We start from the raw sequence: 24,243 nt of genomic DNA on the forward strand, positions 1-24,243 counted from the left end.
TGTAGGAGAAGTACGTGAAGCATTGGTTTAAGAAAAGTGCATGGTTACTGGCAGGAAGCTTAATCTGCACACCCGCAGCCATCGCTAGTGATTTTAGTGCCAGCTTTAAGGGCACTGATATTCAAGAGTTTATTAATATCGTTGGTCGTAACCTTGAGAAGACGATCATCGTTGACCCATCGGTGCGCGGGAAAATCGATGTACGTAGCTACGACGTCCTTAATGAAGAGCAATATTACAGCTTCTTCTTAAATGTTTTAGAGGTGTACGGCTACGCGGTCGTTGAAATGGATTCGGGTGTTCTGAAGATCATCAAAGCCAAAGACTCTAAAACATCGGCAATTCCAGTAGTCGGTGACCGTGACTCAATCAACGGCGACAGCGTCGTGACACGAGTTGTGACGGTGCGTAATGTGTCGGTTCGTGAACTTTCTCCTTTGCTTCGTCAATTGAACGACAACGCAGGCGCGGGTAACGTTGTGCACTACGACCCAGCCAACATCATCCTTATTACAGGCCGAGCGGCGGTAGTAAATCGCTTAGCGGAAATCATCAAGCGTGTTGACCAAGCTGGTGACAAAGAAATTGAAGTTGTTGAGCTAAAGAATGCTTCAGCAGCCGAGATGGTGCGCATTGTTGATGCGCTGAATAAAACCACAGACGCAAAGAATACACCTGCCTTCCTTCAACCTAAACTGGTTGCTGATGAGCGCACCAATGCAATCCTTATCTCGGGTGACCCTAAGGTTCGCAGTCGTCTAAGAAAGCTTATCGAACAACTTGATGTTGAAATGGCTACTAAGGGTAACAACCAAGTTATTTACCTTAAGTATGCAAAAGCTGAAGATTTAGTTGATGTGCTGAAAGGTGTGTCGGACAACCTGCAATCAGAGAAGCAGTCATCAACCAAAGGTAGCTCATCGCAACGTAACCAAGTGATGATCTCTGCACACAGTGATACCAACTCTTTAGTTATCACAGCACAGCCTGACATCATGAATGCGCTACAAGATGTGATCGCTCAGCTTGATATTCGTCGTGCTCAAGTATTGATTGAAGCCTTGATTGTCGAGATGGCAGAGGGTGACGGCATCAACCTTGGTGTGCAATGGGGTAACCTTGATACAGGTGCTGTGATTCAGTACGGAAACACAGGCGCATCGATCGGTGGCGTCATGGTTGGTCTGGAAGAGGCTAAAGACACTGAAACGACCACTGCGGTATATGATGATAATGGCGCGTTTGTGCGTAATGAAACGACAACCGAACAGGGCGACTATTCAACACTAGCGTCAGCTCTTTCTGGTGTTAATGGCGCGGCTATGAGCGTGGTGATGGGTGACTGGACTGCACTTATTAGTGCGGTAGCGACCGATTCAAACTCAAACATCCTCTCTTCTCCAAGTATTACGGTAATGGACAATGGCGAAGCGTCATTCATTGTGGGCGAAGAGGTGCCTGTTCTAACAGGTTCAACCGCAGGTTCAAGCAACGATAATCCATTCCAAACAGTTGAACGTAAAGAAGTGGGTATCAAGCTGAAGGTTGTTCCACAAATCAACGAAGGCGACTCAGTTCAGCTCAATATTGAACAAGAAGTATCAAACGTACTAGGCGCGAATGGTGCGGTTGATGTGCGTTTTGCTAAGCGTCAATTGAATACGTCGGTGATTGTTCAAGATGGTCAAATGCTGGTACTTGGTGGCTTGATTGACGAGCGTGCATTAGAGAGTGAGTCTAAGGTGCCATTCTTAGGTGATATTCCAGTACTTGGGCACCTGTTTAAATCAACCAGTACTCAGGTTGAGAAAAAGAACCTAATGGTATTCATTAAGCCAACCATCATTCGTGATGGCATGACGGCGGATGGTATCACTCAGCGTAAATACAACTTCATTCGAGCTGAGCAGTTGTACAAGGCAGAGCAAGGTTTGAAATTGCTTGATGACGATAACATCCCAGTACTGCCTAAATTTGGTGCTGATATGAATCACCCGGCTGAAATCCAAGCCTTCATCGATCAAATGGAAACAGAATAATGGCTGAATTGGTAGGGGCGGCACGTACTTATCAGCGCTTGCCGTTTAGCTTTGCAAATCGCTACAAGATGGTGTTGGAATATCAACACCCAGAGCGTGCGCCGGTACTTTATTATGTAGAGCCTCTGAAATCAGCGGCGATCATTGAAGTCAGCCGTGTTGTGAAAAACGGCTTCACGCCACAAGCGATCAGCGCAGACGAATTTGATAAAAAACTGACCGATGCGTATCAGCGTGACTCGTCGGAAGCGCGTCAGCTAATGGAAGACATTGGTGCCGACAACGACGACTTCTTCTCGTTGGCAGAAGAGTTGCCGCAAGATGAAGACTTGCTTGAGTCAGAAGACGATGCGCCAATCATCAAGTTAATCAATGCGATGTTGGGTGAGGCGATCAAAGAAGGTGCTTCGGATATTCATATCGAAACCTTCGAGAAGTCACTTTCTATCCGTTTCCGTATTGATGGTGTGTTGCGTGATGTTTTAGCGCCGAGCCGTAAACTGGCTCCGCTATTGGTATCTCGTGTGAAGGTTATGGCTAAGTTAGATATTGCGGAAAAACGCGTGCCACAAGATGGTCGTATTTCTTTGCGTATTGGTGGCCGAGCGGTCGATGTTCGTGTGTCTACGATGCCTTCATCACACGGTGAGCGCGTGGTAATGCGTCTGTTGGATAAGAACGCGACTCGTCTAGACTTGCACAGTTTGGGTATGACGGCAGAGAACCACGAAAACTTCCGTAAACTGATTCAACGCCCGCACGGTATTATCTTGGTAACGGGCCCTACAGGTTCGGGTAAATCCACGACCTTATACGCCGGCCTACAAGAGCTCAACAGCAACGAGCGCAACATCCTTACCGTTGAAGACCCAATCGAATTCGATATTGATGGTATTGGTCAAACACAAGTGAACCCTAAGGTTGATATGACCTTTGCTCGTGGTTTACGTGCCATTCTTCGTCAAGATCCCGATGTGGTTATGATTGGTGAGATCCGTGATTTAGAAACCGCAGAAATTGCCGTTCAAGCCTCTTTGACGGGTCACTTGGTGATGTCGACTCTCCATACCAATACCGCGGTAGGTGCGATTACGCGTCTGCGTGATATGGGCATCGAACCCTTCCTTATATCTTCTTCACTGCTTGGTGTTCTGGCACAGCGCCTAGTTCGTACCTTGTGTAACGACTGTAAAGAACCTTATGAAGCGGACAAAGAGCAGAAGAAGCTGTTTGGACTGAAGAAAAAAGACAGCCTGACGCTTTACCATGCCAAAGGGTGTGAGCACTGTAGCCATAAAGGTTACCGAGGCCGTACCGGCATTCATGAGCTTCTGATGGTTGATGAGTCGGTTCAAGAGCTGATTCATAGCGAGGCGGGCGAACAAGCGATTGAGAAAGCAATTCGTGGCACAACCCCAAGTATTCGAGAGGATGGCTTGAGCAAAGTTCTGAAAGGGGTAACGTCCCTAGAAGAAGTGATGCGCGTGACCAAGGAAGTCTAGTATGGCGGCATTTGAATACAAAGCGCTGGATGCTAAAGGTAAAAGCAAAAAGGGCTCGATTGAGGCGGATAACGCTCGTCAGGCTCGCCAGCGCTTAAAAGAGCAAGGCTTGATGCCGGTCGAAATGACCGAAGCCAAAGCAAAAACGGCGAAGGGGTCACAGCCTTCGACTAGCTTTAAGCGAGGTATCAGCACGCCTGACCTTGCCTTGATTACTCGTCAAATATCAACGCTTGTTCAATCGGGTATGCCTCTAGAAGAGTGCTTGAAGGCAGTTGCTGAGCAATCTGAAAAGCCACGTATTCGAACTATGCTATTGGCGGTTCGCTCTAAAGTTACTGAGGGCTACTCGCTAGCTGACAGCCTGTCTGATTACCCACATATCTTCGATGAGCTGTTTAGAGCCATGGTTGCGGCAGGTGAGAAATCGGGGCACTTAGATGCGGTATTGGAACGATTAGCTGATTACGCGGAAAACCGTCAGAAAATGCGATCTAAACTCCTACAAGCGATGATCTATCCAGTGGTGCTGGTGGTGTTTGCGGTGACGATTGTTTCGTTCCTGTTGGCAACCGTGGTACCTAAAATCGTCGAGCCGATCATCCAAATGGGCCAAGAGCTTCCTCAATCGACACAATTTTTATTGGCATCGAGTGAATTTATCCAGAATTGGGGCATCCAATTACTGTTGTTGATCATTGGTGTGATTGTTCTGGTTAAGACCGCACTGAAAAAGCCGGGCGTTCGCATGAGTTGGGATCGCAAATTATTGAGCATTCCGCTTATCGGCAAGATAGCAAAAGGGATCAATACCTCTCGTTTTGCACGAACACTTTCTATTTGTACCTCGAGTGCGATTCCTATCCTTGAAGGGATGAAGGTCGCGGTTGACGTGATGTCGAATCACCATGTGAAACAACAAGTATTACAAGCATCGGATAGCGTTAGAGAGGGGGCGAGCCTACGTAAAGCCTTAGATCAAACCAAACTCTTCCCACCGATGATGCTGCATATGATTGCCAGTGGTGAGCAGAGTGGTCAATTGGAACAGATGCTGACAAGAGCGGCAGATAACCAAGACCAAAGCTTTGAGTCGACCGTGAACATTGCCTTGGGTATCTTTACCCCAGCTCTTATCGCTTTGATGGCAGGCTTAGTGCTGTTCATTGTGATGGCGACTCTGATGCCGATGCTTGAAATGAACAATTTAATGAGCGGTTAACGTATTGCTCATCAAACGTTAGTTTTTGGATTATCGAGAAGAAGGACATCATTACCTTCAACTCGCGGTCTGTAATTTGGAGAAAATAATGAAAAATAAAATGAAGAAACAATCAGGCTTTACCCTATTAGAAGTGATGGTTGTTGTGGTTATCCTTGGCGTATTGGCGAGCTTTGTTGTACCTAACCTATTAGGTAACAAAGAGAAGGCTGACCAACAAAAAGCCATCACTGATATCGTGGCGCTAGAGAACGCGCTGGATATGTACAAACTGGACAACAGCGTTTACCCAACAACGGATCAAGGTCTTGATGCATTGGTTTCTAAGCCAAGCAGCCCAGAGCCTCGTAACTACCGTGACGGTGGCTACATCAAGCGTCTGCCAAATGACCCATGGGGTAACGAGTACCAATACCTAAGCCCTGGCGATAACGGCACTATCGATATCTTTACGCTTGGTGCTGACGGCCAAGAAGGTGGTGAAGGTATTGCTGCGGATATCGGCAACTGGAACATGCAAGACTTTCAATAAGCCTCAGCTTGTTGCTTGATGCGTTATTGTTGTTTGATTCGTTATTGATGGTAGGACGTAAACAAATGGAGTCTAAAGGTGAAAACTAAGCAAACACAGCCAGGTTTCACCTTGATTGAGATTCTTTTGGTACTGGTATTACTGTCAGTAACGGCGGTTGCGGTGATCGCGACCATTCCTACCAATAGTAAAGATGTTGCCAAAAAATACGCTCAAAGTTTTTATCAACGAGTTCAGCTACTCAATGAAGAAGCTATTTTGAGCGGTTTGGATTTTGGCGTTCGTGTTGATGAAAAGAAATCGACTTACGTTCTGATGACTTTGAAGTCTGATGGTTGGCAAGAAACCGAGTTCGAAAAGATCCCTTCTTCCACTGAATTATCAGAAGACCTCGCACTGACGCTGACACTTGGTGGCGGTGCTTGGGAAGACGACGATCGCCTTTTTAATCCGGGAAGCTTATTTGATGAAGATATGTTTGCTGATCTTGAAGAGGAAAAGAAGCCGAAGCCACCGCAGATCTACATCTTGTCGAGTGCTGAAACAACACCTTTTACGCTCTCTTTCTACCCAAATACGGGTGACACAGTACAAGATGGTTGGCGTATTCGCGTGTTAGATAATGGTGTCATTCGATTGCTTGAACCGGGAGAAGAAGATGAAGAGGAATAACCGTTCTCCTTATCGCTCTCGTGGTATGACTCTTGGTTCTCGAGGAATGACTCTGCTTGAGGTATTGGTTGCACTCGCTATTTTTGCGACCGCAGCGATCAGTGTGATTCGTGCCGTAACCCAGCACATTAATACACTCAGTTATCTCGAAGAAAAAACCTTCGCCGCTATGGTTGTTGATAATCAAATGGCCTTGGTGATGCTGCATCCTGAGAAACTTAAAAAAACGCAGGGTACACAAGAGCTAGCGGGAAGAGAGTGGTTCTGGAAGGTCACACCGATTGATACCAGCGATGATTTATTAAAGGCGTTTGATGTGAGTGCAGCAACCAGTAAGCAAGCGTCTCCAGTCGTTACGGTGCGAAGCTATGTGGTTAACTAAAAGCGTGTGGTCAACTAAGAGCATGTTCTTTAATAAACGTGTGCCTCGTAAACAAGGTCTATCTTCAAAAGGGAGAGGTTTTACCTTAATTGAAGTCTTGGTCTCGATCGCTATCTTTGCCACATTGAGCATGGCGGCTTATCAGGTAGTGAATCAGGTTCAACGAAGTAACGAGCTATCAATCGAGCGCAGTGCCCGTTTGAATCAGCTACAACGTAGTTTAGTCATTTTAGATAATGATTTTCGCCAGATGGCAGTGCGACAATTTCGTACCAATGGTGAAGAAGCATCATCTAAGCTGATATTAGTGAAAGAGTATCTACTCGATTCCGACAGTGTTGGCATCATGTTTACTCGTCTTGGTTGGCATAATCCACAACAGCAGTTTCCTCGCGGAGAAGTCACTAAGGTTGGCTACCGCATCAAAGAAGAGACGCTTGAGCGTGTATGGTGGCGTTATCCCGATACTCCTGCAGGCCAAGAAGGAGTGATTACTCCGCTGCTAGATGATGTAGAAGGCTTTGAGATCGAGTTTTATGATGGGAGTCGCTGGGGCAAAGAGTGGCAAACCGACAAGTCACTGCCTAAAGCGGTGAGACTCAAGCTGACACTGAAAGACTATGGTGAGATAGAACGTGTTTATCTTACTCCCGGTGGGACCCTAGATCAGGCTGATGATTCTTCAAGCAGTGACTCTTCAGGCGGTAGTGAGGGGAATAATGACTCATCGACCTAACAAGCTTGTAGCGACAAGGTCGGCTTTTGGCCGCAAACAACGTGGTGTCGCGCTGATCATTATTTTGATGCTACTGGCGATCATGGCAACCATTGCTGGCAGTATGTCTGAGCGCCTGTTTACTCAGTTTAAACGCGTTGGTAACCAGCTTAACTACCAACAGGCTTATTGGTACAGTATTGGTGTAGAAGCGCTTGTGCAAGACGGTATTAGGCAAAGCTACAAAGACAGTGATACCGTAAACTTAAGTCAACCGTGGGCGTTAGAAGAACAAGTGTACCCACTTGATTATGGCCAAGTGAAGGGGCGTATCGTTGATGCTCAAGCGTGTTTTAATCTCAATGCGCTAGCTGGCGTTGCGACGACTTCAAGCAACCAGACACCTTATTTAGTGACAGTTTGGCAGACCTTATTGGAAAACCAAGACGTAGAGCCCTATCAAGCTGAGGTTATCGCGCATTCAAGCTGGGAGTTTGTTGATAGCGACACTCGAGCGACCTCTTCAGCTGGCGTAGAAGACAGTACCTATGAGGCGATGAAGCCATCTTATTTGGCAGCTAATGGCCTAATGGCTGACGAATCAGAGTTACGAGCGGTTTATCAGGTCACGGGTGAGGTGATGAATAAGGTTCGCCCATTTGTTTGCGCTCTACCTAGCGATGATTTCCGCTTGAACGTGAATACACTAACGGAAAAGCAAGCGCCTCTATTGGAAGCGATGTTCGCACCGGGCTTAAGTGAATCGGATGCGAAACAGCTGATAGACAAACGTCCATTTGATGGTTGGGATACGGTGGATGCTTTTATGCAAGAGTCTGCCATTGCTGGTGTCAGTGGCGAAGTTAGCAAAAAAGCCAAAGCATATTTAACTGTAGATAGCGCCTATTTTGAGCTAGATGCAGAGGTATTAGTTGAGCAGTCACGTGTACGTATACGGACGCTTTTCTATAGTAGTAATCGAGAAACAGTGACGGTTGTACGCCGTCGTTTTGGAGGAATCAGTGAGCGAGTTTCTGACCGTTCGACTGAGTAGCGAACCACAAAGCCCTGTGCAGTGGTTAGTTTGGTCGACAAGCCAACAAGAAGTGATAGCAAGTGGCGAATTGTCTAGCTGGGAGCAGCTTGACGAGTTAACGCCTTACGCTGAAAAGCGCAGCTGCATCGCTTTATTGCCGGGAAATGAATGCTTAATTAAGCGTGTTGAGATCCCGAAAGGTGCTGCTCGCCAGTTCGATTCTATGCTGCCGTTTTTGTTAGAAGACGAAGTTGCACAAGATATCGAAGACTTACATCTGACTATTTTAGATAAAGACGCCACTCATGCGACCGTGTGTGGTGTTGAACGTGAATGGCTAAAACAAGCTTTAGATCAGTTCCGCGAAGCCAATATTGTCTTCCGTAAGGTATTACCAGACACGCTAGCTGTGCCTTTGGAAGAGCAAGGCATCAGTGCGTTGCAGATAGGCCAGCATTGGCTATTGCGCCAAGGCAACTATCAGGCGGTATCAATCAGTGAAGCATGGCTTCCAATGTTTTTGCAAAGTGATTGGGTTGTCGTTGATGACGAAGAAAAGCCTGCGACGATCTTCAGTTACACCTCAATGCCGAGCGACGACGTTCAGCAGCAAAGTGGAATGGAGTGGCAAGCTAAGCCGGCTGAGTTGGTGATGTCTTTACTGAGCCAACAAGCGATCACAAGCAGCGTGAATTTACTGACTGGCACCTTTAAAACCAAATCTTCATTCAGTAAATATTGGCGTGTTTGGCAAAAAGTGGCGATTGCGGCTTGTTTGCTGGTGGCCGTAATTGTGACTCAACAGGTGTTGAAGGTTCAACAATATGAAGAGCAAGCCGAAGCTTACAGAATGGAAAGTGAGCGCATCTTTAGAACGGTATTGCCAGGTAAACAGCGTATTCCAACGGTGAGCTACCTTAAGCGTCAGATGAACGATGAAGCCAAGAAGTATGGCGGTTCAGGCGATGGTGATTCCTTACTTGGTTGGCTAGCCTTGTTGCCAGAAACTTTAGGGCAGGTGAAATCGATTGAAGTCGAAAGCATTCGCTACGATGGCAACCGTTCTGAGGTTCGACTACAGGCTAAAAGTTCTGACTTCCAACATTTTGAGACCGCGAGAGTGAAGCTCGAAGAGAAGTTTACCGTTGAGCAAGGGCCATTGAATCGTAATGGCGATGCTGTGTTTGGTAGTTTTACTCTTAAACCCCGTCAGTAACCTGCGCAAGGAGATCAGTGATGAGAAATATGATTGAGCCACTCCAAGCGTGGTGGACTTCAATAAGTCAAAGGGAGCAGCGATTAGTTGTCGGCTGCTCAATTTTATTGGTGGTAGGTGTGGTTTATTGGGGGCTAATACAGCCACTCAGTCAGCGAGCTGAACTCGCACAAAGCCGCATTCAGAGTGAGAAGCAACTGCTGGCTTGGGTAACCAATAAAGCCAATGAAGTAGTTGAACTACGAGGCAGTGGCGGCATCAGTGCTAGCCAGCCTTTGAACCAATCCGTACCTGCTTCTATGCGTCGCTTTAAGATTGAGCTGATTCGCGTACAGCCACGTGGCGAGATGCTGCAAGTATGGGTTAAACCTGTCCCCTTTAATCAGTTCGTAGATTGGCTAACATACCTGAAAGAAAAGCAGGGTGTTGAGGTTGAGTTCATGGACATTGATCGTTCTGATAGCCCCGGGGTTATTGACGTCAACCGACTACAGTTTAAACGAGGTTAATGTGAAACGCGGTTTATCTTTGAAGTTAGGTTTGCTCTTTGGTGGCATCTTTATTGTCTTTTTCTCGGTTAGCTTGTTGTTGCACTTACCGGCCTCGTTTGCTCTTAAGCATGCACCTGTTGTTCGTGGTTTGAACATTGAAGGCGTTGAAGGGACGGTTTGGCAAGGTCGCGCCAACAATGTCGTGTGGCAGCGTGTCAATTACGGTTCAGTACAGTGGGACTTCCAGTTATCTAAACTGTTCCAAGCCAAAGCAGAGCTAGCGGTTCGTTTTGGTCGCAATAGCGACATGAACTTGTCAGGAAAAGGGCGTGTTGGGTACAGCATGAGCGGCGCGTATGCAGAGAACTTAGTGGTTTCAATGCCTGCTATGAACGTGATGAAATATGCGCCAGCGATTCCTGTTCCGATTTCAATTGGTGGGCAAGTTGAACTGACAATCAAACATGCGGTTCATACTCAGCCTTGGTGTCAATCGGGAGAAGGTACGCTTGCTTGGTCTGGTGCAGCCGTTGACTCACCAGTGGGTTCGTTAGACCTAGGCCCTGTGATTGCCGATATTACCTGTGAAGACAATACTATTGAAGCCAAAGGTACTCAGAAGAGTGACCAAGTAGATAGCGAGTTCTCTGCGAGTGTTACGCCTAATCAAAGCTACACCTCAGCAGCATGGTTTAAACCGGGGGCTGAGTTCCCGCCAGCCATGCAGAGTCAGCTTAAGTGGTTAGGTAACCCAGATAGCCAAGGTAAGTACCAGTTTAGCTACCAAGGACGTTTCTAGCCCAGTATCTACTTCTGAGTTGGTATCCGTTGGTTATCCGCTAGTTATCCGAGAGCAAGATAAAAAAATGGGCACCTCACTGAGGTGCCCATTTTATTGGAATATCAACTTGTTATGAGACTAAGTGGCTCTAGTCTTTACTCTGTAATATCTCTGCCCAAGGTAAGTCCGCGTCACCAAGTACAATGAAGTTCGGGTTCTCAAGCGTCTCTCTTTCGTTGTAAGAGAGCGGTTCTAATTGCGTGCTCAAGATACGACCGCCAGCTTCCTCAACAATGCACTGGGTTGCTGCGGTATCCCACTCGCCAGTAGGTCCAAGGCGTAGATAACAATCCACTGCACCTTCTGCGACTAAACAGGCTTTCAGTGCGGCAGAGCCAAGAGGCACCAAATCATAGTTCCAAGCCGAGCTCATGCGGCTCGTGATGCGGTTGATGTCTTGGCGGCGGCTGATCGCCATTGCAATAGATTGGTTTGGTAATTCATGACGATGCGTTTTGATTTTAACGCTGTCATTAAGGTCTGGGATCTTCCAAGCCCCTTTGCCGCTGTAAGCGTAATAGCTCACACCAGAAACAGGCGCATACACCACACCCATGACTGGCTTGTTATGCTCGATTAGGGCGATAATTGTCGCGAAGTCACCACTTCTTGCGATGAACTCCTGCGTTCCATCTAATGGGTCTACCAACCAGTAACGATCCCATTGCGCGCGTTTTTCTAGGCTAATGTCAGCGGCTTCTTCAGATAACACCGGGATATCTGGGGTTAGCTCACTGAGCTTTTTCGAGATCAGCTTATGCGCTGCCAGATCGGCACTGGTGACTGGTGTGTCGTCACTCTTGGTGAACTCTTCGTAATCTTTCTTTTCGTAGATCTCTAAGATGAGTTGGCCTGCAGAGCGAGCAACCTCAATCACAGAGGGTAGGAGATGAGACAAATCTTTTGTTGTTGGCATAAATATTCTCTTACTCTTCGAGTGCGCTTTGGCTTTAATTATTATTGAGTGATCGAAGGGTCAATAGTAGGGCGGTAATACTGCGAGCCTCACAGAAGTCGAGATGCGTTAATAGCTCTTCGGCTTGAGCAAGCGGCCAGCGCACAATGTCCAGTGGTTCAGGTTCATCACCTTCTAGCTTCTCTGGGTAGAGGTCTTCTGCGATAAACAGTGTCATTTTGCTAGAAAAGTAAGAGGGAGCGAGGATCACTTCCTTTAATGGAGTAAGCTTGTTGGCACCAAAGCCAATCTCTTCTTTGAGTTCACGAACTGCGGCTTCACTCGGTTGTTCACCTGGATCAATCAGTCCTTTCGGAAAGCCGAGCTCATAGTGCTCAGTACCCGCTGCGTATTCACGCACTAATAGAATATCGCCCTGTTCAGTAATAGGAACCATCATTACTGCGTTGCGCCCGCTAGGCTTCATGCGTTCGTAAGTGCGCTCTTCACCGTTTGAAAAGCGTAAGTCGAGAGACTCGATAGAGAATAGTTTTGATTGAGCGACAGTTTGCTGAGCCAAAATTTCTGGCTTGGTCCTTTTTGTCATTGCGCTCGCTCCTTAGCTCATTGGAATTCTTTCTTATAAAGTCATTCTAATATAGGGGAAATGACGTTGAGTTCCTAGATCCGAGTTTTCATATCCGAGAATTATTGAAGCAGGAACCGATTGCGATCACTTGAATACCTTACTCAAGATGGTAACGAGGCGAGAATATCGGCGAGGAGTATAAGGAATACAAGCGCATAGGAAGCCTGGATTATAGTGTGTATGCTCAGCCCGAAAACAAAAAAGGTTGATGCTTGCGCATCAACCTTTCAAATAACGACTAACACTAAATCAGTGACTAGTAGTAAGAGTGCTCACCACGATCGTGCTCAGTTGCATCACGAACAGCAGTCAGTTCACCTTCGAATTGTTGAAGAAGTTCTTTCTCGATGCCTTCTTTTAGAGTCACATCAACCATAGAACAACCGTTACAACCGCCGCCGAATGCTACGATAGCAGCACCGTCTTCAGTGATTTCTACTAAGCTAACGTGACCGCCGTGACCAGCAAGTTGTGGGTTAACTTGTGTTTGAATTGCGTACTCAACACGTTCTAGAAGCGGCGCATCGTCTGATACTTTACGCATCTTAGCGTTTGGTGCTTTAAGTGTTAGTTGAGAGCCCATTTTGTCTGTAACGAAGTCGATTTCAGCTTCGTCTAGGAACGGTAGGCTTAGCTCATCTACGTATGCAGAGAAAGCTTCGAACTTAAGCTCTGTGTCAGATGCTTCAATCGCATCTGTTGGGCAGTAAGAAACACCACACTCAGCGTTTTGTGTACCTGGGTTTACCACGAACACACGAATGTTTGTACCTTCAGGCTGCTGTGACAGCAGATTGGCAAAATGAGTTTGAGCTGTTTCTGTAATAGTAATATTTGACACGACGAATACCTGAGTAAATTTGTAGGCTATTAGCGCCATTCTACTCCTGTCAGATTTGTAATTCAGCCCTTTTTTGTTGGATTGCTGTACAAGTAGCGACTCACACCAGTTATCCAGAGGGCTCAGGAGTGCGGCAGATGCAGTAAATATCAATCCTTTTCACCCCTACTTCAAGTAGTAATTGGCATAATTGATACACAGTACTGCCTGTGGTTACAACATCATCAATTATCGCGACGTGCGAATAATCCGTCGCTGAAAAGTTTAAATTTTTCAGAACGAAAGCGCCTTTCAGATTACTTTTTCTTGCCGACTTGGTGAGCCCTTGTTGGGAAATCGTTGAGCGGGTTCGTCTAAATAAAACGGCATTTTTGATGTTGAGCTCATGAGCGGTGTAACGTGCTAATAACTGGCTCTGATTAAAACCACGATCAATGTACCTTTGCCAATGCAGTGGAACACTCGTGAGCAACGACGCGGGCTCTTCAATACGTGAGGCTAATATTTTCGACAAGTCGCGAGCAAACCAGAACTTATCCGCGTACTTCATTTGTTGAATATAACCAGCGGTTGGAAAGGTGTAATCGCCAACACAATAGAGGCGATGCCAAGGTGGTGGCTTTGATAAACACTCACCACACTGCTCAACGGTGGTGACAGTTTTTAAGCCACATCGTTGGCAGCGAGGTACTGGCTCAAAGAGTTTGAGACAAGGATTGCACCATCGAGGATGTGTATCACTAGGACATTTATCTAGCTTACACAGGTGGCATTGAGGTGTGACCAGACGTGGTGTGTGTTTTTGTAGCCAATCGGATAACATAGCTCGTGATGCTTTTGGGTTATGGTGTTCCTTTTGCTCACCATACTGAAAAGCGCAGTTTATCGCTGATGGAAAAAGTAGGGAATATTGAGAATGAGTGACGCGTTATATTGGCATGTTTCAGGGCAGGGACCCGATTTGGTTCTGGTTCACGGCTGGGGAATGAACGGTGCGGTATGGCAACAAACCGTGAATGCATTAGAGGCCGATTTCCGAGTACACGTTGTCGATTTGCCAGGGTATGGACACAGTTCTCACTGTCACGCTCAAGATCTTGAAGAGATAGCTCAGCAACTGTTGGCCGAAGCGCCAAAGCAGGCGATTTGGGTCGGTTGGTCACTCGGTGGTTTGGTGGCGACGCACATGGCGCTCCATCATTCAGACTACGTGAGCAAACTGGTGACGGTTGCGAGTTCGCCGAAATTTGCTGCCGCAAAAGAGCCAGTATTATGGCGAGGTATCCAACCTAATGTATTAACCGCATTCACCGAACAGCTGGTGGAAGATTTCCAAACCACCATCGAACGCTTTATGGCATTGCAAGCCATGGGCAGCCCGTCAGCAAGGCAAGATGTAAAACAGCTCAAGCAAGCGGTGTTGTCTCGCCCACTGCCAAATCCTGATTCGTTATTGGCTGGTTTAAAGATGCTGTCTGATGTTGACCTGCGTGAACAGCTACCTGAGATCTCAGTGCCTATGCTTCGCTTGTATGGCCGATTAGATGGGCTTGTGCCAATCAAGGTCGCTAAAGATTTGGGCAATGCTCTGCCTCATACTGAGCAATACATCTTCACTCAGTCTTCACATGCACCGTTTATGACCGAAGCGGATGCCTTTTGCAGTGAGCTTGTCAGCTTCGCACAAAAATAATTGCTAAATTTATATCCGGCTTGGTCGATATATAACCTAATACCAATCACAGTAAGTAAGTGTTCAAAAATAGCGTAGGAAAAAGGCTTGAGAACAAGGCAGAGCTTTTTGATAAGTAGTTATTCTACAATCAAAAGTTCTAACGCCGTTATCGAGCGTTTTAACAAGCTAGGATGAGCAGTTATTTACTACGATTGGTATAACACCAACGCGTTGCATGATACTCAGACCTAACTCTCTCCAGAGCTGATTGCGGTAAGTTGGGCTATGCCTGTTGTGCGTTCTCGGTACAACAGTGTTATGGCAATAGTGATGGGCGATTCTTGAGGAGAGTTCGCGATGATTGTGTCACCTGCAACTGCAGTGAGTGTGCCACTAATCGCCCCGTCCGTTAATGTGCAAACAGAGCAAGTTGCGCGTGATAATAGAGTCCGAGAACCTGTTGCTCCCGCAGTAGCATTGGCGAGAACCAATGCAGAGCGTAAGGTAAAATCAGACGATAAACGAAGGCAGCAGTCGGCTTGGGATCCTTCAGACCATCCAGGTTATGAAATGGAGAACGAGTCAGAGGCCAATTCGGTTAGCCAAGAAGAGCCACAAGACCCTTTTGATAGGCTGTTCAGCTTATTGGCACTGAAAACATACAGTGCTGATCAAGGCAAAGGCTATACCATGCGTTTCCGCCTGCCAAAGCATGTTTTAGATGCGGCGATTCAGGAAGGACAGATGGAGAAACGACGTAAGGTCATAAAGTATCATTATGGTCATGCTGTTGCGCCTCATGCTCCATCAGAGATGTTAGTCGTATTATGATTATACTCTTCATACTTGAAGCCGCAGCGTTGTTAACTGCGTAAGTTCACCCTAATCACATAGAACCCCTATGCTCATAGGGCTGAACTTACTTGTTGCCTAGCTGCAGCTACAATTATTTTGAGTATAAAGATGAAGGATACAACCAAACTTCGATGTCTTTTTTGAACACATAATAAAAAAACCTGCATACCCTAAGGGATGCAGGTTTTCTGTTTTTAAGCTAATCCGTTTTTTAGATGAGCTAATGGATTACTTTTTCGCTTTTGCAAAAGCGGCAGCGAATGCACCACCCATTGCGGCATTTTGTTGTTGCTCCTCACGACGGCGTTGGCCACCTTGTGAGTTTTGATTCGAGCGGTTTTGCGTGCGAGGTGCACTTGAACGTTGAGCGCGGTTGTCTTGTCCCGGTTCGTCTTTCATACGCATGCTTAGTGCAATACGTTTGCGCTGAACATCTACTTCCATCACTTTTACTTTCACGATGTCACCAGCTTTAACCACTTCACGTGGGTCAGAGACAAAGCGATCGGTCAGCGCTGAAATGTGCACTAAGCCATCTTGGTGAACACCAATATCAACGAAGGCACCAAAGTTAGCCACGTTCGACACCACACCTTCTAGAATCATACCTGGTTCTAGGTCTGAAACGCTGTTTACGCCATCAGCGAAGGTTGCAGTCTTGAACTCAGGGCGAGGGTCGCGTCCCGGCTTATCCAGCTCCTTGATGATGTCGGTGACCGTTGGTACACCAAAGTTTTCATTGGTGTAATCAACCGCGTGCAAACCACGTAAGAAGTCGGTGTTACCTACCAGAGACTTGATGTCTTTCTGGTTTTTCTCAGCGATGGTTTTCACCACAGGGTAAGCTTCCGGGTGAACCGATGATGCATCTAACGGGTTTTTACCATCCATAATACGTAAGAAACCAGCACACTGTTCAAAGGCTTTTGGCCCCAAGCGAGCGACTTTCTTCAGCGTAGTACGAGCTTCGAAGCGACCATTCTCATCACGGAAGTCCACGATGTTCTGAGCGATGGTGCTAGACAGGCCAGCTACGCGAGTCAGTAGTGCGGCAGACGCGGTATTCACATCAACACCTACGGCGTTTACACAGTCTTCGACAATCGCATCTAGGCGCTTAGCAAGCATGGTTTGGCTAACGTCATGTTGGTATTGGCCCACACCGATCGATTTAGGGTCAATCTTCACAAGCTCTGCCAATGGATCTTGTAGACGACGAGCGATAGATACCGCACCACGAATCGATACGTCCATGTTCGGGAATTCTTTCGCCGCCAACTCAGACGCTGAATAAACGGAAGCACCTGCTTCGCTAACAATAATTTTTTGTGCTTTTAGGTTGCCGCGCTTAATCACATCAGCCACAAAGCTATCGGTTTCGCGTGAAGCCGTACCATTACCAATCGCAATCAGGTCAACGTTGAACTGACGAACCATCTGCTCAACAACGTGTGCCGATTTGTCGTATTGCTTTTGTGGTGGGTGAGGGTAAATAGTTTCTGTCGCTAGAACCTTGCCGGTTGAATCCACAACGGCGATTTTCGAACCGGTACGTAAACCTGGATCCAAGCCTAATGTTGCACGAGGGCCAGCAGGTGCAGCCATTAGCAGGTCTTTAAGGTTGGTCGCGAACACTTCAATCGCTTCGATTTCAGCACGCTCTTTCATTGCGCCCATTAACTCGGTTTCCATGTGCATAGAAACCTTGATGCGCCATGCCCAGCTGATCACTTGCTTGCGCCATGCATCTGCTGGTGCGCTGCTTAGGGTAATGCCGTAGTGATCAGAGATGATGTTCTCGCAGTATGAACCACGTACACCTTCTTCTTGTTCAGGGTCTGCGTTCATTGCCAGTGTTAGGAAGCCTTCATTTCGGCCTCGTAGCATTGCAAGCGCACGGTGAGACGGTACTTTGCTCAGAGCTTCGTTGTGCTCGAAGTAGTCTTTGAACTTCTCACCTTCGTTCTCTTTGCCAGCCACAACACGAGCACCAAGCTCTGCATTGCGGTTTAGGTGCTGGCGGATCTTTTCCAGCAGGTTAGCGTCTTCCGCAATGCGCTCCATGATGATCGCACGTGCGCCATCGAGTGCGGCTTTGGTATCGGCAATGCCTTTGTCGTTGCTAACGAAGTTGGCCGCTTCGGTTTCAGGATCGTGCTGTGGTTCAGTCCATAGCGTATCGGCCAGTGGTTCTAGGCCTGCTTCAATTGCTATCTGACCTTTGGTGCGGCGCTTTGGTTTGTAAGGCAGGTATAAATCTTCTAGGCGAGTCTTGCTGTCAGCCTGAGTGATATCACGCTCAAGTTCTGGCGTGAGTTTCCCTTGGTCTTGAATCGACTTAAGAATCGTTTGGCGACGATCATCAAGTTCGCGAAGGTAAGAAAGGCGACTATCAAGGTTACGTAGTTGGGTATCGTCTAAGCCATCCGTGACCTCTTTACGGTAGCGGGCAATAAAGGGAACGGTGTTACCGTCGTCAATTAGGTTTACTGCGGCGGTGACTTGCTCTGAACGAACATTCAGTTCTTCAGCAATCAGTCGACAGATAGCTTGGCTCATCCGATGAATCTCTTATTTAATATCGTGACAATTACATGGGGGTGAGCGTACGCTTTTTCTAGCTTTGGCTGTGTAATTATCCTGTCAGAAGTCGAATTTCCGTTTGTGACACCCACTTTGTGCGAGATCTCTTACAAGTGATGTGCGACTAAGTCACTTTAAACCGATGAAATTGTCTTGAAATATACCCAAGGTGCTGATTTTATTGAGTTTGGTGTTTGAGGGCATATTTCTCACCTGAAATGTTTTTTGGGACTACCTAGGAAATAGCGCCATTTCCCGTAATATTTAACTTGTCGACAGGGAGTTGGCAGGAACAGGAAAAAGCCTAATGGACTAGGTATCTTCAGGATGAAGATTTGATTACTTAGGATGAGTGGTCAGCAAGGAAGTGATAATCTCTGGATGAGATTCGCCAGTCAGGATGACAGGCTAGAATGGACACCGCTAGGATGGCGATGAACAAAAAGGAAATTGGTTAAAGGATTTAGCCACTATCAAGGAAAGATGCAGGGAGCACCTTATCTCGAAGAGATAAACAGTAGCCGGATTGCTGCGATAGAGACTTAACCCCGCTAGGCGAAAGCCTAGCGGGGTTTTCTTTTGTCTGGAGTTTGGGTTTGCTTGAACACTCAGCTCATCGCTAAGTATTTATTAAGTTTGGTTATTCGTTGTCTGCGTAGCGAATCGAGTTAATGAACCACTCTTTGTCGCCTTCCGGTGCTTTTACCGTAAATTCATCATCCACTTCTTTCTTGAGCAGAGCTCTAGCCATTGGTGAGTCGATAGAGATATAGCCTTTAGCATCGCCGTAGATCTCTTCTGGGCCGACAATTCGAAACTTCTTAATTTCCCCATCATCATTCTCAATTTCGACCCAAGCCCCGAAAAATACCTTACCTTCTTGTTGTGGCGAGTAATCAACGATCGTGACATCAGGTAGGAACTTTCTTAAGAAACGTACTCGGCGATCGATCTGACGAAGTAAACGCTTATTGAAGGTGTAATCTGCGTTTTCTGAACGATCTCCAAGGCTTGCAGCCCAAGTGACTATCTTAGTAATTTCAGGACGCTTCTCGTGCCATAAGTGGTCATGCTCTGCTTTGAGCTTGTTATAACCTTCTCGGGTGATAAGTTTGGTTTTCATAAATCTGACTTAATGAAATGATGATCTAAGATAGAATATATAGAAAGGCAACATACGTTAACAATTATTTAGGCGACTTTTTCTCCAATAATGTTACATTTTTAATGTCTTATACTAGGGCGTGTTGATCTTTCGAGCTGATTTTGCAACGAATTGCTGGGTATTTATACAAGGCAGAGGCTTTGATGTGTAGCTAGCCTACATGAGAAGCCGATAACGCAGTAGAAATGACCAGCAAACGTTGCCCGAAGGGTTCGGCTAAAAGCGTTTTACTCGTTGTTGAGGGAGATTTGTTTAGAATGACTAGGCTACTTCCCCCTCGCCGCGATTAAAACGCTTTTATCTCGAACAAAATTTAACCACGAAAGGTCAACACGCCCTAATACACATTTACCAAGAATGCTTAACCTTAGGTTTAAGCTTTAATAGGTGGAACCATTACATGCAAGAAAACTACAAAATTTTAGTGGTCGATGACGATGCTCGTTTACGTGCACTGTTAGAGCGCTATCTGTCAGAGCAAGGCTTTCAAGTGCGTAGCGTGGCAAACAGTGAGCAGATGGACCGCCTGTTAACCCGTGAAAATTTTCACTTGATGGTATTGGATTTAATGTTACCGGGCGAAGATGGTCTATCGATCTGTCGTCGTCTAAGAAACGCAAACAACTCGCTGCCTATCCTGATGCTGACTGCAAAGGGTGACGAAGTGGATCGCATTGTGGGCTTGGAAGTAGGTGCCGATGATTACCTGCCAAAACCATTTAACCCGCGTGAACTGCTTGCTCGTATCAAAGCGGTACTGCGTCGCCAAGTGATTGAAGCTCCGGGCGCACCAAGCACAGAAGAGTCTGTGGTTGAGTTTGGTGAGTTCCGTTTGAACTTAGGTACGCGTGAAATGTTCCGCGGTGAAGAGCCTATGCCGCTTACTTCGGGTGAATTTGCGGTACTTAAGTCGCTAGTCACTAACGCGCGTGAGCCAATGTCTCGCGATAAGCTGATGAACATGGCTCGTGGCCGTGAGTATTCAGCAATGGAACGTTCTATCGATGTTCAGATTTCACGTCTGCGTCGTCTCGTTGAAGAAGATCCAAGCAAACCCCGTTATATCCAAACGGTGTGGGGCTTGGGTTATGTATTCGTTCCAGATGGTAAAGCTGTGTAATCTAGCTTTATAAGCTCAAAAGCCGCTTTATCGATTCTGTAATTCAGAATTCTCTATTTACGGGCCATCTCATTGATATGTGATGGCCCGTTTTGTATTCAGCACAATGGTTTAGAGTTATAGTTTCTATTATGTCTCTGTTTCTCCACCTTTCACTTTAGGTCTTCTATGCGCATACGTAGCTCCTTTACTCAGTCGATAGTGCTCTTTTTAACCCTGTTGGTTGCTAGCCAGATCTTTTCATATTACGCCGTGTTTAACTACGCATTGATGCCGAGCTTGCAGCAGTTTAATAAGATCTTGGCTCACGAGTTAAACCTGGTATTGGACCAAGGCAGTAGTGATATCGAGATTGATGCACCATTGCGTCAGCGTGTGCTTGAGCAACTCGGAGTGACGGTTCACGCCAAGGATAGCGAGGCTGCGGGTGAGTATTATCATGCGGTCGCAATTGACCTAATGAGTGAGGAGATGACCAAAGAGCTGGGCTCTGAAACCGAAGTGCGGTTGATTCTAGGTAAAGAGAGCTATGTGCTGTGGATGGACATTGCTCAGCTTCCTAACTCGTTGATTCGTATACCTCTGTCTGAGTTGCAAGAAGAAGACTTTGCACCACTATTTCGTAACAGCCTGATTATGGCGTTGTTGATTGTCGCGGGTGGTTGGTTGTTTATTCGCTTGCAAAACCGGCCGTTGATAGAACTAGAGAAAGCGGCGCAAGGTGTTGGGCGCGGTGATATACCACCGCCATTGCCAGTGCAAGGTGCACAAGAGATTCGCTCGGTAACTCGAGCCTTTAACCAGATGTCGAAAGGCATCCAAGAGTTAGAAGAAGACCGCGCATTGTTGATGGCAGGTATCAGTCATGATTTGCGTACTCCGTTAACGCGTATTCGCTTAGCGACTGAGATGATGTCCCCAGAGGATGCCTACTTAGCCGAAGGGATAATCAGTGATACCGAAGAGTGTAACGAGATTATCAGCCAGTTCATGGATTACTTAAAGCCAGTCGATCGTGATTCATTCCAAGCGGTGTTTGTCGATGATATTGCGCGCGAGGTCTCTAGCTCTGAAGGTGGCTATGAGGTCCAGATTGAAACCGATATTCCAGAAACCATGAAACCTGCGTTGGGCAACCCGATCGCGATGAAGCGTGCAGTGAGTAACTTGGTGGTGAACGCGCTGCGCTATGGTAATGGTTGGGTCAAGGTATCGACCGGCATGACTGCAGATAATAAGTTAGCTTGGGTGACGGTAGAAGATAATGGTCCGGGCATCCCACAAGACCAAGTCGGTAAGTTGTTTGAACCGTTCACTCGTGGTGATACGGCTCGAGGAAGTGAGGGTACGGGCTTAGGCTTGGCAATTGTGAAACGTATCGTCAGCCAGCATCAAGGTGCGGTGGTAGTGAATAACCGCAGTGAAGGCGGTTTGAAAGCGCAGATCAGTTTCCCTGTGAAGCCGTAAGCTAAGTTTCATTGTTTGGCGAGTCGGTTGGGTTTCTGTTTCGAGATCCCCGACTCGGTCATTCTTCCCTCTCGGGGATGACGCATTGCTAACCATGGACTTTGACGATGACAGTTTACTTTGATCGTCATTCTCTATCGTGAGGAACGAGCGAATAGGGAATCTCGTTCTTGATTGATGGAAGTAACACACACGAAAAAGGCTTCCTTGAGGGAAGCCTTTTGCGTTTTGGATTACGTTAGTTTTGCTAGTTACGCCTTAGAATAAACATCACGCTCACCCAACCAGCGGTTGATGATCGCCTTAGCATTCTCTGGGTAGCTATCGTGAATATGACGTGCGATACGCTGTACTTCAGGGATTAAACGTTGGTCTCGTACCAAGTCAGCAATCTTAAAATCGGCTAGGCCAGTTTGTTTGGTACCAAGCAGTTCTCCTGGGCCACGGATCTCTAAGTCTCGCTGAGCAATCACAAAGCCATCGTTACTTTCACGAAGTACACCTAAACGTTTCTGAGCGGTTTTAGATAGCGGCGAATGATACAGCAGTACACAATGACTTGCGACCGAACCACGGCCGACACGGCCTCGTAGTTGGTGCAGTTGTGCTAGGCCAAGACGTTCTGGGTTCTCGATGATCATTAAGCTCGAGTTTGGTACATCCACACCTACTTCAATTACCGTAGTCGCAACCAATAGGTGCAGTTTGTTCTCTTTGAATTCTTGCATCACCGCTTGTTTCTCGGCGGGTTTCATTCGGCCGTGTACCAGACCAATTTTCACATCTGGCAGCTTACGTTGCAGCTTTTCTGCGGTATCAGCAGCGGCTTGCGCTTCCAATACTTCGGATTCATCAATCAGCGTACATACCCAGTAGGCCTGTTTTCCTTCATTAAGACACGCATTACGCACCCGCTCAACGATATCATCCCGTTTGGTATCAGGAATCGCCACGGTTTGAATCGGTGTTCGACCCGGTGGCAGTTCATCGATAATCGAGGTTTCGAGATCGGCATAGGCCGTCATGGCCAGTGTTCGTGGAATTGGCGTTGCTGTCATCACCAGCTGGTGCGGGTAATAGCCTTGTTTTGCCCCTTTTTCACGCAGCTCCAAACGCTGGTGGACACCAAATCGGTGCTGCTCATCAATGATCACTAAGCCAAGGTTTTTGAATTCGACATGTTCTTGGAACAAGGCATGAGTTCCGACAACCATTTGCGCTTCGCCGCTAGCAATGCGTGCCAGTTCGGTTTCACGGGCTTTGCCTTTGAGTTTACCTGCCAGCCAACCGACTTGAATGCCCATTGCTTCAAACCAGTTAGCAAAATTAATAGCGTGCTGCTCGGCCAATAGTTCTGTTGGTGCCATCAAGGCGACTTGTTGGCCATGCTCTAATGCGCGAACCGCCGCCAGTGCAGCAACCAAGGTTTTACCTGAACCTACATCCCCTTGTACTAAACGCATCATAGGGTGTGGCTTTTCTAAGTCAGCTTCGATCTCCTTGGTCACTCGTGCTTGCGCATTGGTCGGAGAAAAAGGCAACTGAGCCAACAGCTTATCTTTGAGGGTGTTCACTGGAGGGAATGGCATCGCTTTGTCTTGTTGTCCTTTGCTACGAACCGACAACATCGACAGGTTTTGAGCCAGTAGCTCTTCCATAATCAGACGCAGTTGAGCAGGGTGTTTACCTTCATCAAACAGCTCTAGGTCAATGCCTGGAGGAGGCCTGTGAATGGTATGCAGTGCTTGTGTTAGGGTGATTTGGTGGTCGTATAGGCCAGACGGTAGCAGCTCATTGACGGCAGCTTTGTCGATTAGCTCTAGAGCTTGGTCAGTGAGGTTGCGCAGTGTGACTTGTCTTAGCCCTTCAGTGGTTGGGTACACCGGGGTCAGGTTAGCTTCAACATCTGGCTGCTGCCTTGGGGCAAAGAACTTGTAGTCAGGGTGGACGATCTCAAGTCCCATATTACCGCGTTTGATCTCGCCGTAGGCGTGCACTTGTTTGCCTTCAGCAAAGTTATTCTTCATTCCTGCAGTAAAGTTGAAAAAGCGCAGCGTAATCGTACCGTTACCATCGCTGATCTTTACTGTAAGCATCTTACGTTTACCGAAAATGGTATCGACGTGCATTACTTTGCCCTGTACAGCAGCCCAAAGGCCGGCGTGCAGCTTTACGATTGGGTAGATACGTGTTCGATCTTCGTAGCGCAAAGGAAGGTGAAATAGCAGATCTTGTACGTTGTTAAGCCCAACCTTTTGCAGTTTCTCTGCGACTTTAGCGCCGACTCCAGATAAAGAGTTGAGAGGGATAGCAGATAAAAGCTGTGACATAACAAGGCTCATAAA

General features: G+C 47.0%; 22 protein-coding genes. 15 read left to right on the forward strand and 7 right to left on the reverse strand.

Annotation, left to right across the window (positions count from 1 at the left end; genetic code table 11):
- Positions 1 to 14: 14 nt before the first annotated feature.
- The 11 genes from gspD (at position 15) to ITG10_RS08500 (ending at position 10,606) form a co-directional block, all read left to right on the forward strand.
- Positions 15 to 2,039 (forward strand): type II secretion system secretin GspD, encoded by a 2,025-nt coding sequence (gspD, locus tag ITG10_RS08450; protein ID WP_017629475.1) that lies wholly within the window; start codon positions 15 to 17, stop codon positions 2,037 to 2,039.
- Positions 2,039 to 3,541, forward strand: a complete 1,503-nt coding sequence (gene gspE, locus ITG10_RS08455) for a type II secretion system ATPase GspE (RefSeq protein ID WP_017629476.1) — start codon at positions 2,039 to 2,041, stop codon at positions 3,539 to 3,541. Before gspD ends, gspE begins: the two co-directional genes overlap by 1 nt.
- 1 nt (position 3,542) lies before the next feature.
- Positions 3,543 to 4,763 carry a type II secretion system inner membrane protein GspF gene (gene gspF / locus ITG10_RS08460; RefSeq protein ID WP_017629477.1) on the forward strand — a complete coding sequence of 407 codons (1,221 nt, stop codon included), beginning with the start codon at positions 3,543 to 3,545 and terminating at the stop codon, positions 4,761 to 4,763.
- 88 nt (positions 4,764 to 4,851) lie between these two features.
- Complete coding sequence (gene gspG / locus ITG10_RS08465; RefSeq protein WP_004741459.1) at positions 4,852 to 5,295, forward strand: type II secretion system major pseudopilin GspG; 444 nt, start codon at positions 4,852 to 4,854, stop codon at positions 5,293 to 5,295.
- A 78-nt stretch (positions 5,296 to 5,373) separates the two neighbouring features.
- On the forward strand, positions 5,374 to 5,967 hold the full coding sequence (gene gspH / locus ITG10_RS08470) for a type II secretion system minor pseudopilin GspH (RefSeq protein WP_017629478.1): 594 nt from the start codon (positions 5,374 to 5,376) through the stop codon (positions 5,965 to 5,967).
- Entirely contained in the window at positions 5,954 to 6,349 is a 396-nt protein-coding gene (gene gspI / locus ITG10_RS08475) for a type II secretion system minor pseudopilin GspI (protein ID WP_017629479.1), read from the forward strand. Before gspH ends, gspI begins: the two co-directional genes overlap by 14 nt.
- Positions 6,336 to 7,085 carry a type II secretion system minor pseudopilin GspJ gene (gene gspJ, locus ITG10_RS08480; RefSeq protein ID WP_017629480.1) on the forward strand — a complete coding sequence of 250 codons (750 nt, stop codon included), beginning with the start codon at positions 6,336 to 6,338 and terminating at the stop codon, positions 7,083 to 7,085. The genes gspI and gspJ overlap by 14 nt, the downstream gene beginning before the upstream one ends.
- The gene (gspK, locus tag ITG10_RS08485; RefSeq protein WP_017629481.1) at positions 7,069 to 8,118 is read left to right on the forward strand and encodes a type II secretion system minor pseudopilin GspK; all 1,050 of its coding nucleotides are present in this window, start codon (positions 7,069 to 7,071) and stop codon (positions 8,116 to 8,118) included. Before gspJ ends, gspK begins: the two co-directional genes overlap by 17 nt.
- Entirely contained in the window at positions 8,087 to 9,316 is a 1,230-nt protein-coding gene (gspL, locus tag ITG10_RS08490; protein ID WP_017629482.1) for a type II secretion system protein GspL, read from the forward strand. Before gspK ends, gspL begins: the two co-directional genes overlap by 32 nt.
- A gap of 20 nt (positions 9,317 to 9,336) precedes the next feature.
- Positions 9,337 to 9,825 carry a type II secretion system protein M gene (locus ITG10_RS08495; protein WP_017629483.1) on the forward strand — a complete coding sequence of 163 codons (489 nt, stop codon included), beginning with the start codon at positions 9,337 to 9,339 and terminating at the stop codon, positions 9,823 to 9,825.
- A gap of 1 nt (position 9,826) precedes the next feature.
- The gene (locus ITG10_RS08500) at positions 9,827 to 10,606 is read left to right on the forward strand and encodes a type II secretion system protein N (protein WP_017629484.1); all 780 of its coding nucleotides are present in this window, start codon (positions 9,827 to 9,829) and stop codon (positions 10,604 to 10,606) included.
- A gap of 130 nt (positions 10,607 to 10,736) precedes the next feature.
- On the opposite strand, the gene cysQ is transcribed toward ITG10_RS08500, so the two are convergent.
- The 4 genes from cysQ to ITG10_RS08520 all read right to left on the reverse strand — a co-directional run bounded on the left by cysQ (position 10,737) and on the right by ITG10_RS08520 (position 13,856).
- A complete protein-coding gene (gene cysQ / locus ITG10_RS08505; RefSeq protein WP_017629485.1) occupies positions 10,737 to 11,564 on the reverse strand; it encodes a 3'(2'),5'-bisphosphate nucleotidase CysQ in 828 nt (275 codons plus the stop codon).
- A 34-nt stretch (positions 11,565 to 11,598) separates the two neighbouring features.
- Positions 11,599 to 12,150 carry an ADP compounds hydrolase NudE gene (gene nudE / locus ITG10_RS08510; protein WP_017629486.1) on the reverse strand — a complete coding sequence of 184 codons (552 nt, stop codon included), beginning with the start codon at positions 12,148 to 12,150 and terminating at the stop codon, positions 11,599 to 11,601.
- A gap of 298 nt (positions 12,151 to 12,448) precedes the next feature.
- Complete coding sequence (gene nfuA, locus ITG10_RS08515; protein WP_026084098.1) at positions 12,449 to 13,033, reverse strand: Fe-S biogenesis protein NfuA; 585 nt, start codon at positions 13,031 to 13,033, stop codon at positions 12,449 to 12,451.
- Between the two features lie 109 nt (positions 13,034 to 13,142).
- Positions 13,143 to 13,856, reverse strand: a complete 714-nt coding sequence (locus tag ITG10_RS08520) for a ComF family protein (RefSeq protein ID WP_017629488.1) — start codon at positions 13,854 to 13,856, stop codon at positions 13,143 to 13,145.
- Between the two features lie 93 nt (positions 13,857 to 13,949).
- Between ITG10_RS08520 and bioH the strand changes: the two genes are divergently transcribed.
- Positions 13,950 to 14,726 carry a pimeloyl-ACP methyl ester esterase BioH gene (gene bioH, locus ITG10_RS08525; RefSeq protein WP_017629489.1) on the forward strand — a complete coding sequence of 259 codons (777 nt, stop codon included), beginning with the start codon at positions 13,950 to 13,952 and terminating at the stop codon, positions 14,724 to 14,726.
- 339 nt (positions 14,727 to 15,065) lie between these two features.
- The gene (locus ITG10_RS08530) at positions 15,066 to 15,539 is read left to right on the forward strand and encodes a hypothetical protein (protein ID WP_017063078.1); all 474 of its coding nucleotides are present in this window, start codon (positions 15,066 to 15,068) and stop codon (positions 15,537 to 15,539) included.
- Positions 15,540 to 15,791: 252 nt separating this feature from the next.
- On the opposite strand, the gene ITG10_RS08535 is transcribed toward ITG10_RS08530, so the two are convergent.
- Complete coding sequence (locus ITG10_RS08535; protein ID WP_017629490.1) at positions 15,792 to 18,122, reverse strand: Tex family protein; 2,331 nt, start codon at positions 18,120 to 18,122, stop codon at positions 15,792 to 15,794.
- 664 nt (positions 18,123 to 18,786) lie between these two features.
- Positions 18,787 to 19,269, reverse strand: a complete 483-nt coding sequence (gene greB, locus ITG10_RS08540; protein WP_017629491.1) for a transcription elongation factor GreB — start codon at positions 19,267 to 19,269, stop codon at positions 18,787 to 18,789.
- A 442-nt stretch (positions 19,270 to 19,711) separates the two neighbouring features.
- On the opposite strand from greB, the gene ompR reads away from it, so the two are divergent.
- Both ompR and envZ read left to right on the forward strand, forming a co-directional pair.
- Positions 19,712 to 20,431 carry a two-component system response regulator OmpR gene (gene ompR / locus ITG10_RS08545; RefSeq protein ID WP_008218409.1) on the forward strand — a complete coding sequence of 240 codons (720 nt, stop codon included), beginning with the start codon at positions 19,712 to 19,714 and terminating at the stop codon, positions 20,429 to 20,431.
- A gap of 168 nt (positions 20,432 to 20,599) precedes the next feature.
- On the forward strand, positions 20,600 to 21,898 hold the full coding sequence (gene envZ, locus ITG10_RS08550) for a two-component system sensor histidine kinase EnvZ (protein WP_026084100.1): 1,299 nt from the start codon (positions 20,600 to 20,602) through the stop codon (positions 21,896 to 21,898).
- 251 nt (positions 21,899 to 22,149) lie between these two features.
- On the opposite strand, the gene recG is transcribed toward envZ, so the two are convergent.
- Positions 22,150 to 24,228, reverse strand: a complete 2,079-nt coding sequence (gene recG / locus ITG10_RS08555; protein WP_017629493.1) for an ATP-dependent DNA helicase RecG — start codon at positions 24,226 to 24,228, stop codon at positions 22,150 to 22,152.
- Between the last annotated feature and the right edge of the window lie 15 nt (positions 24,229 to 24,243).

This window comes from Vibrio sp. ED004 (genome assembly GCF_023206395.1).
GTDB lineage: Bacteria > Pseudomonadota > Gammaproteobacteria > Enterobacterales > Vibrionaceae > Vibrio.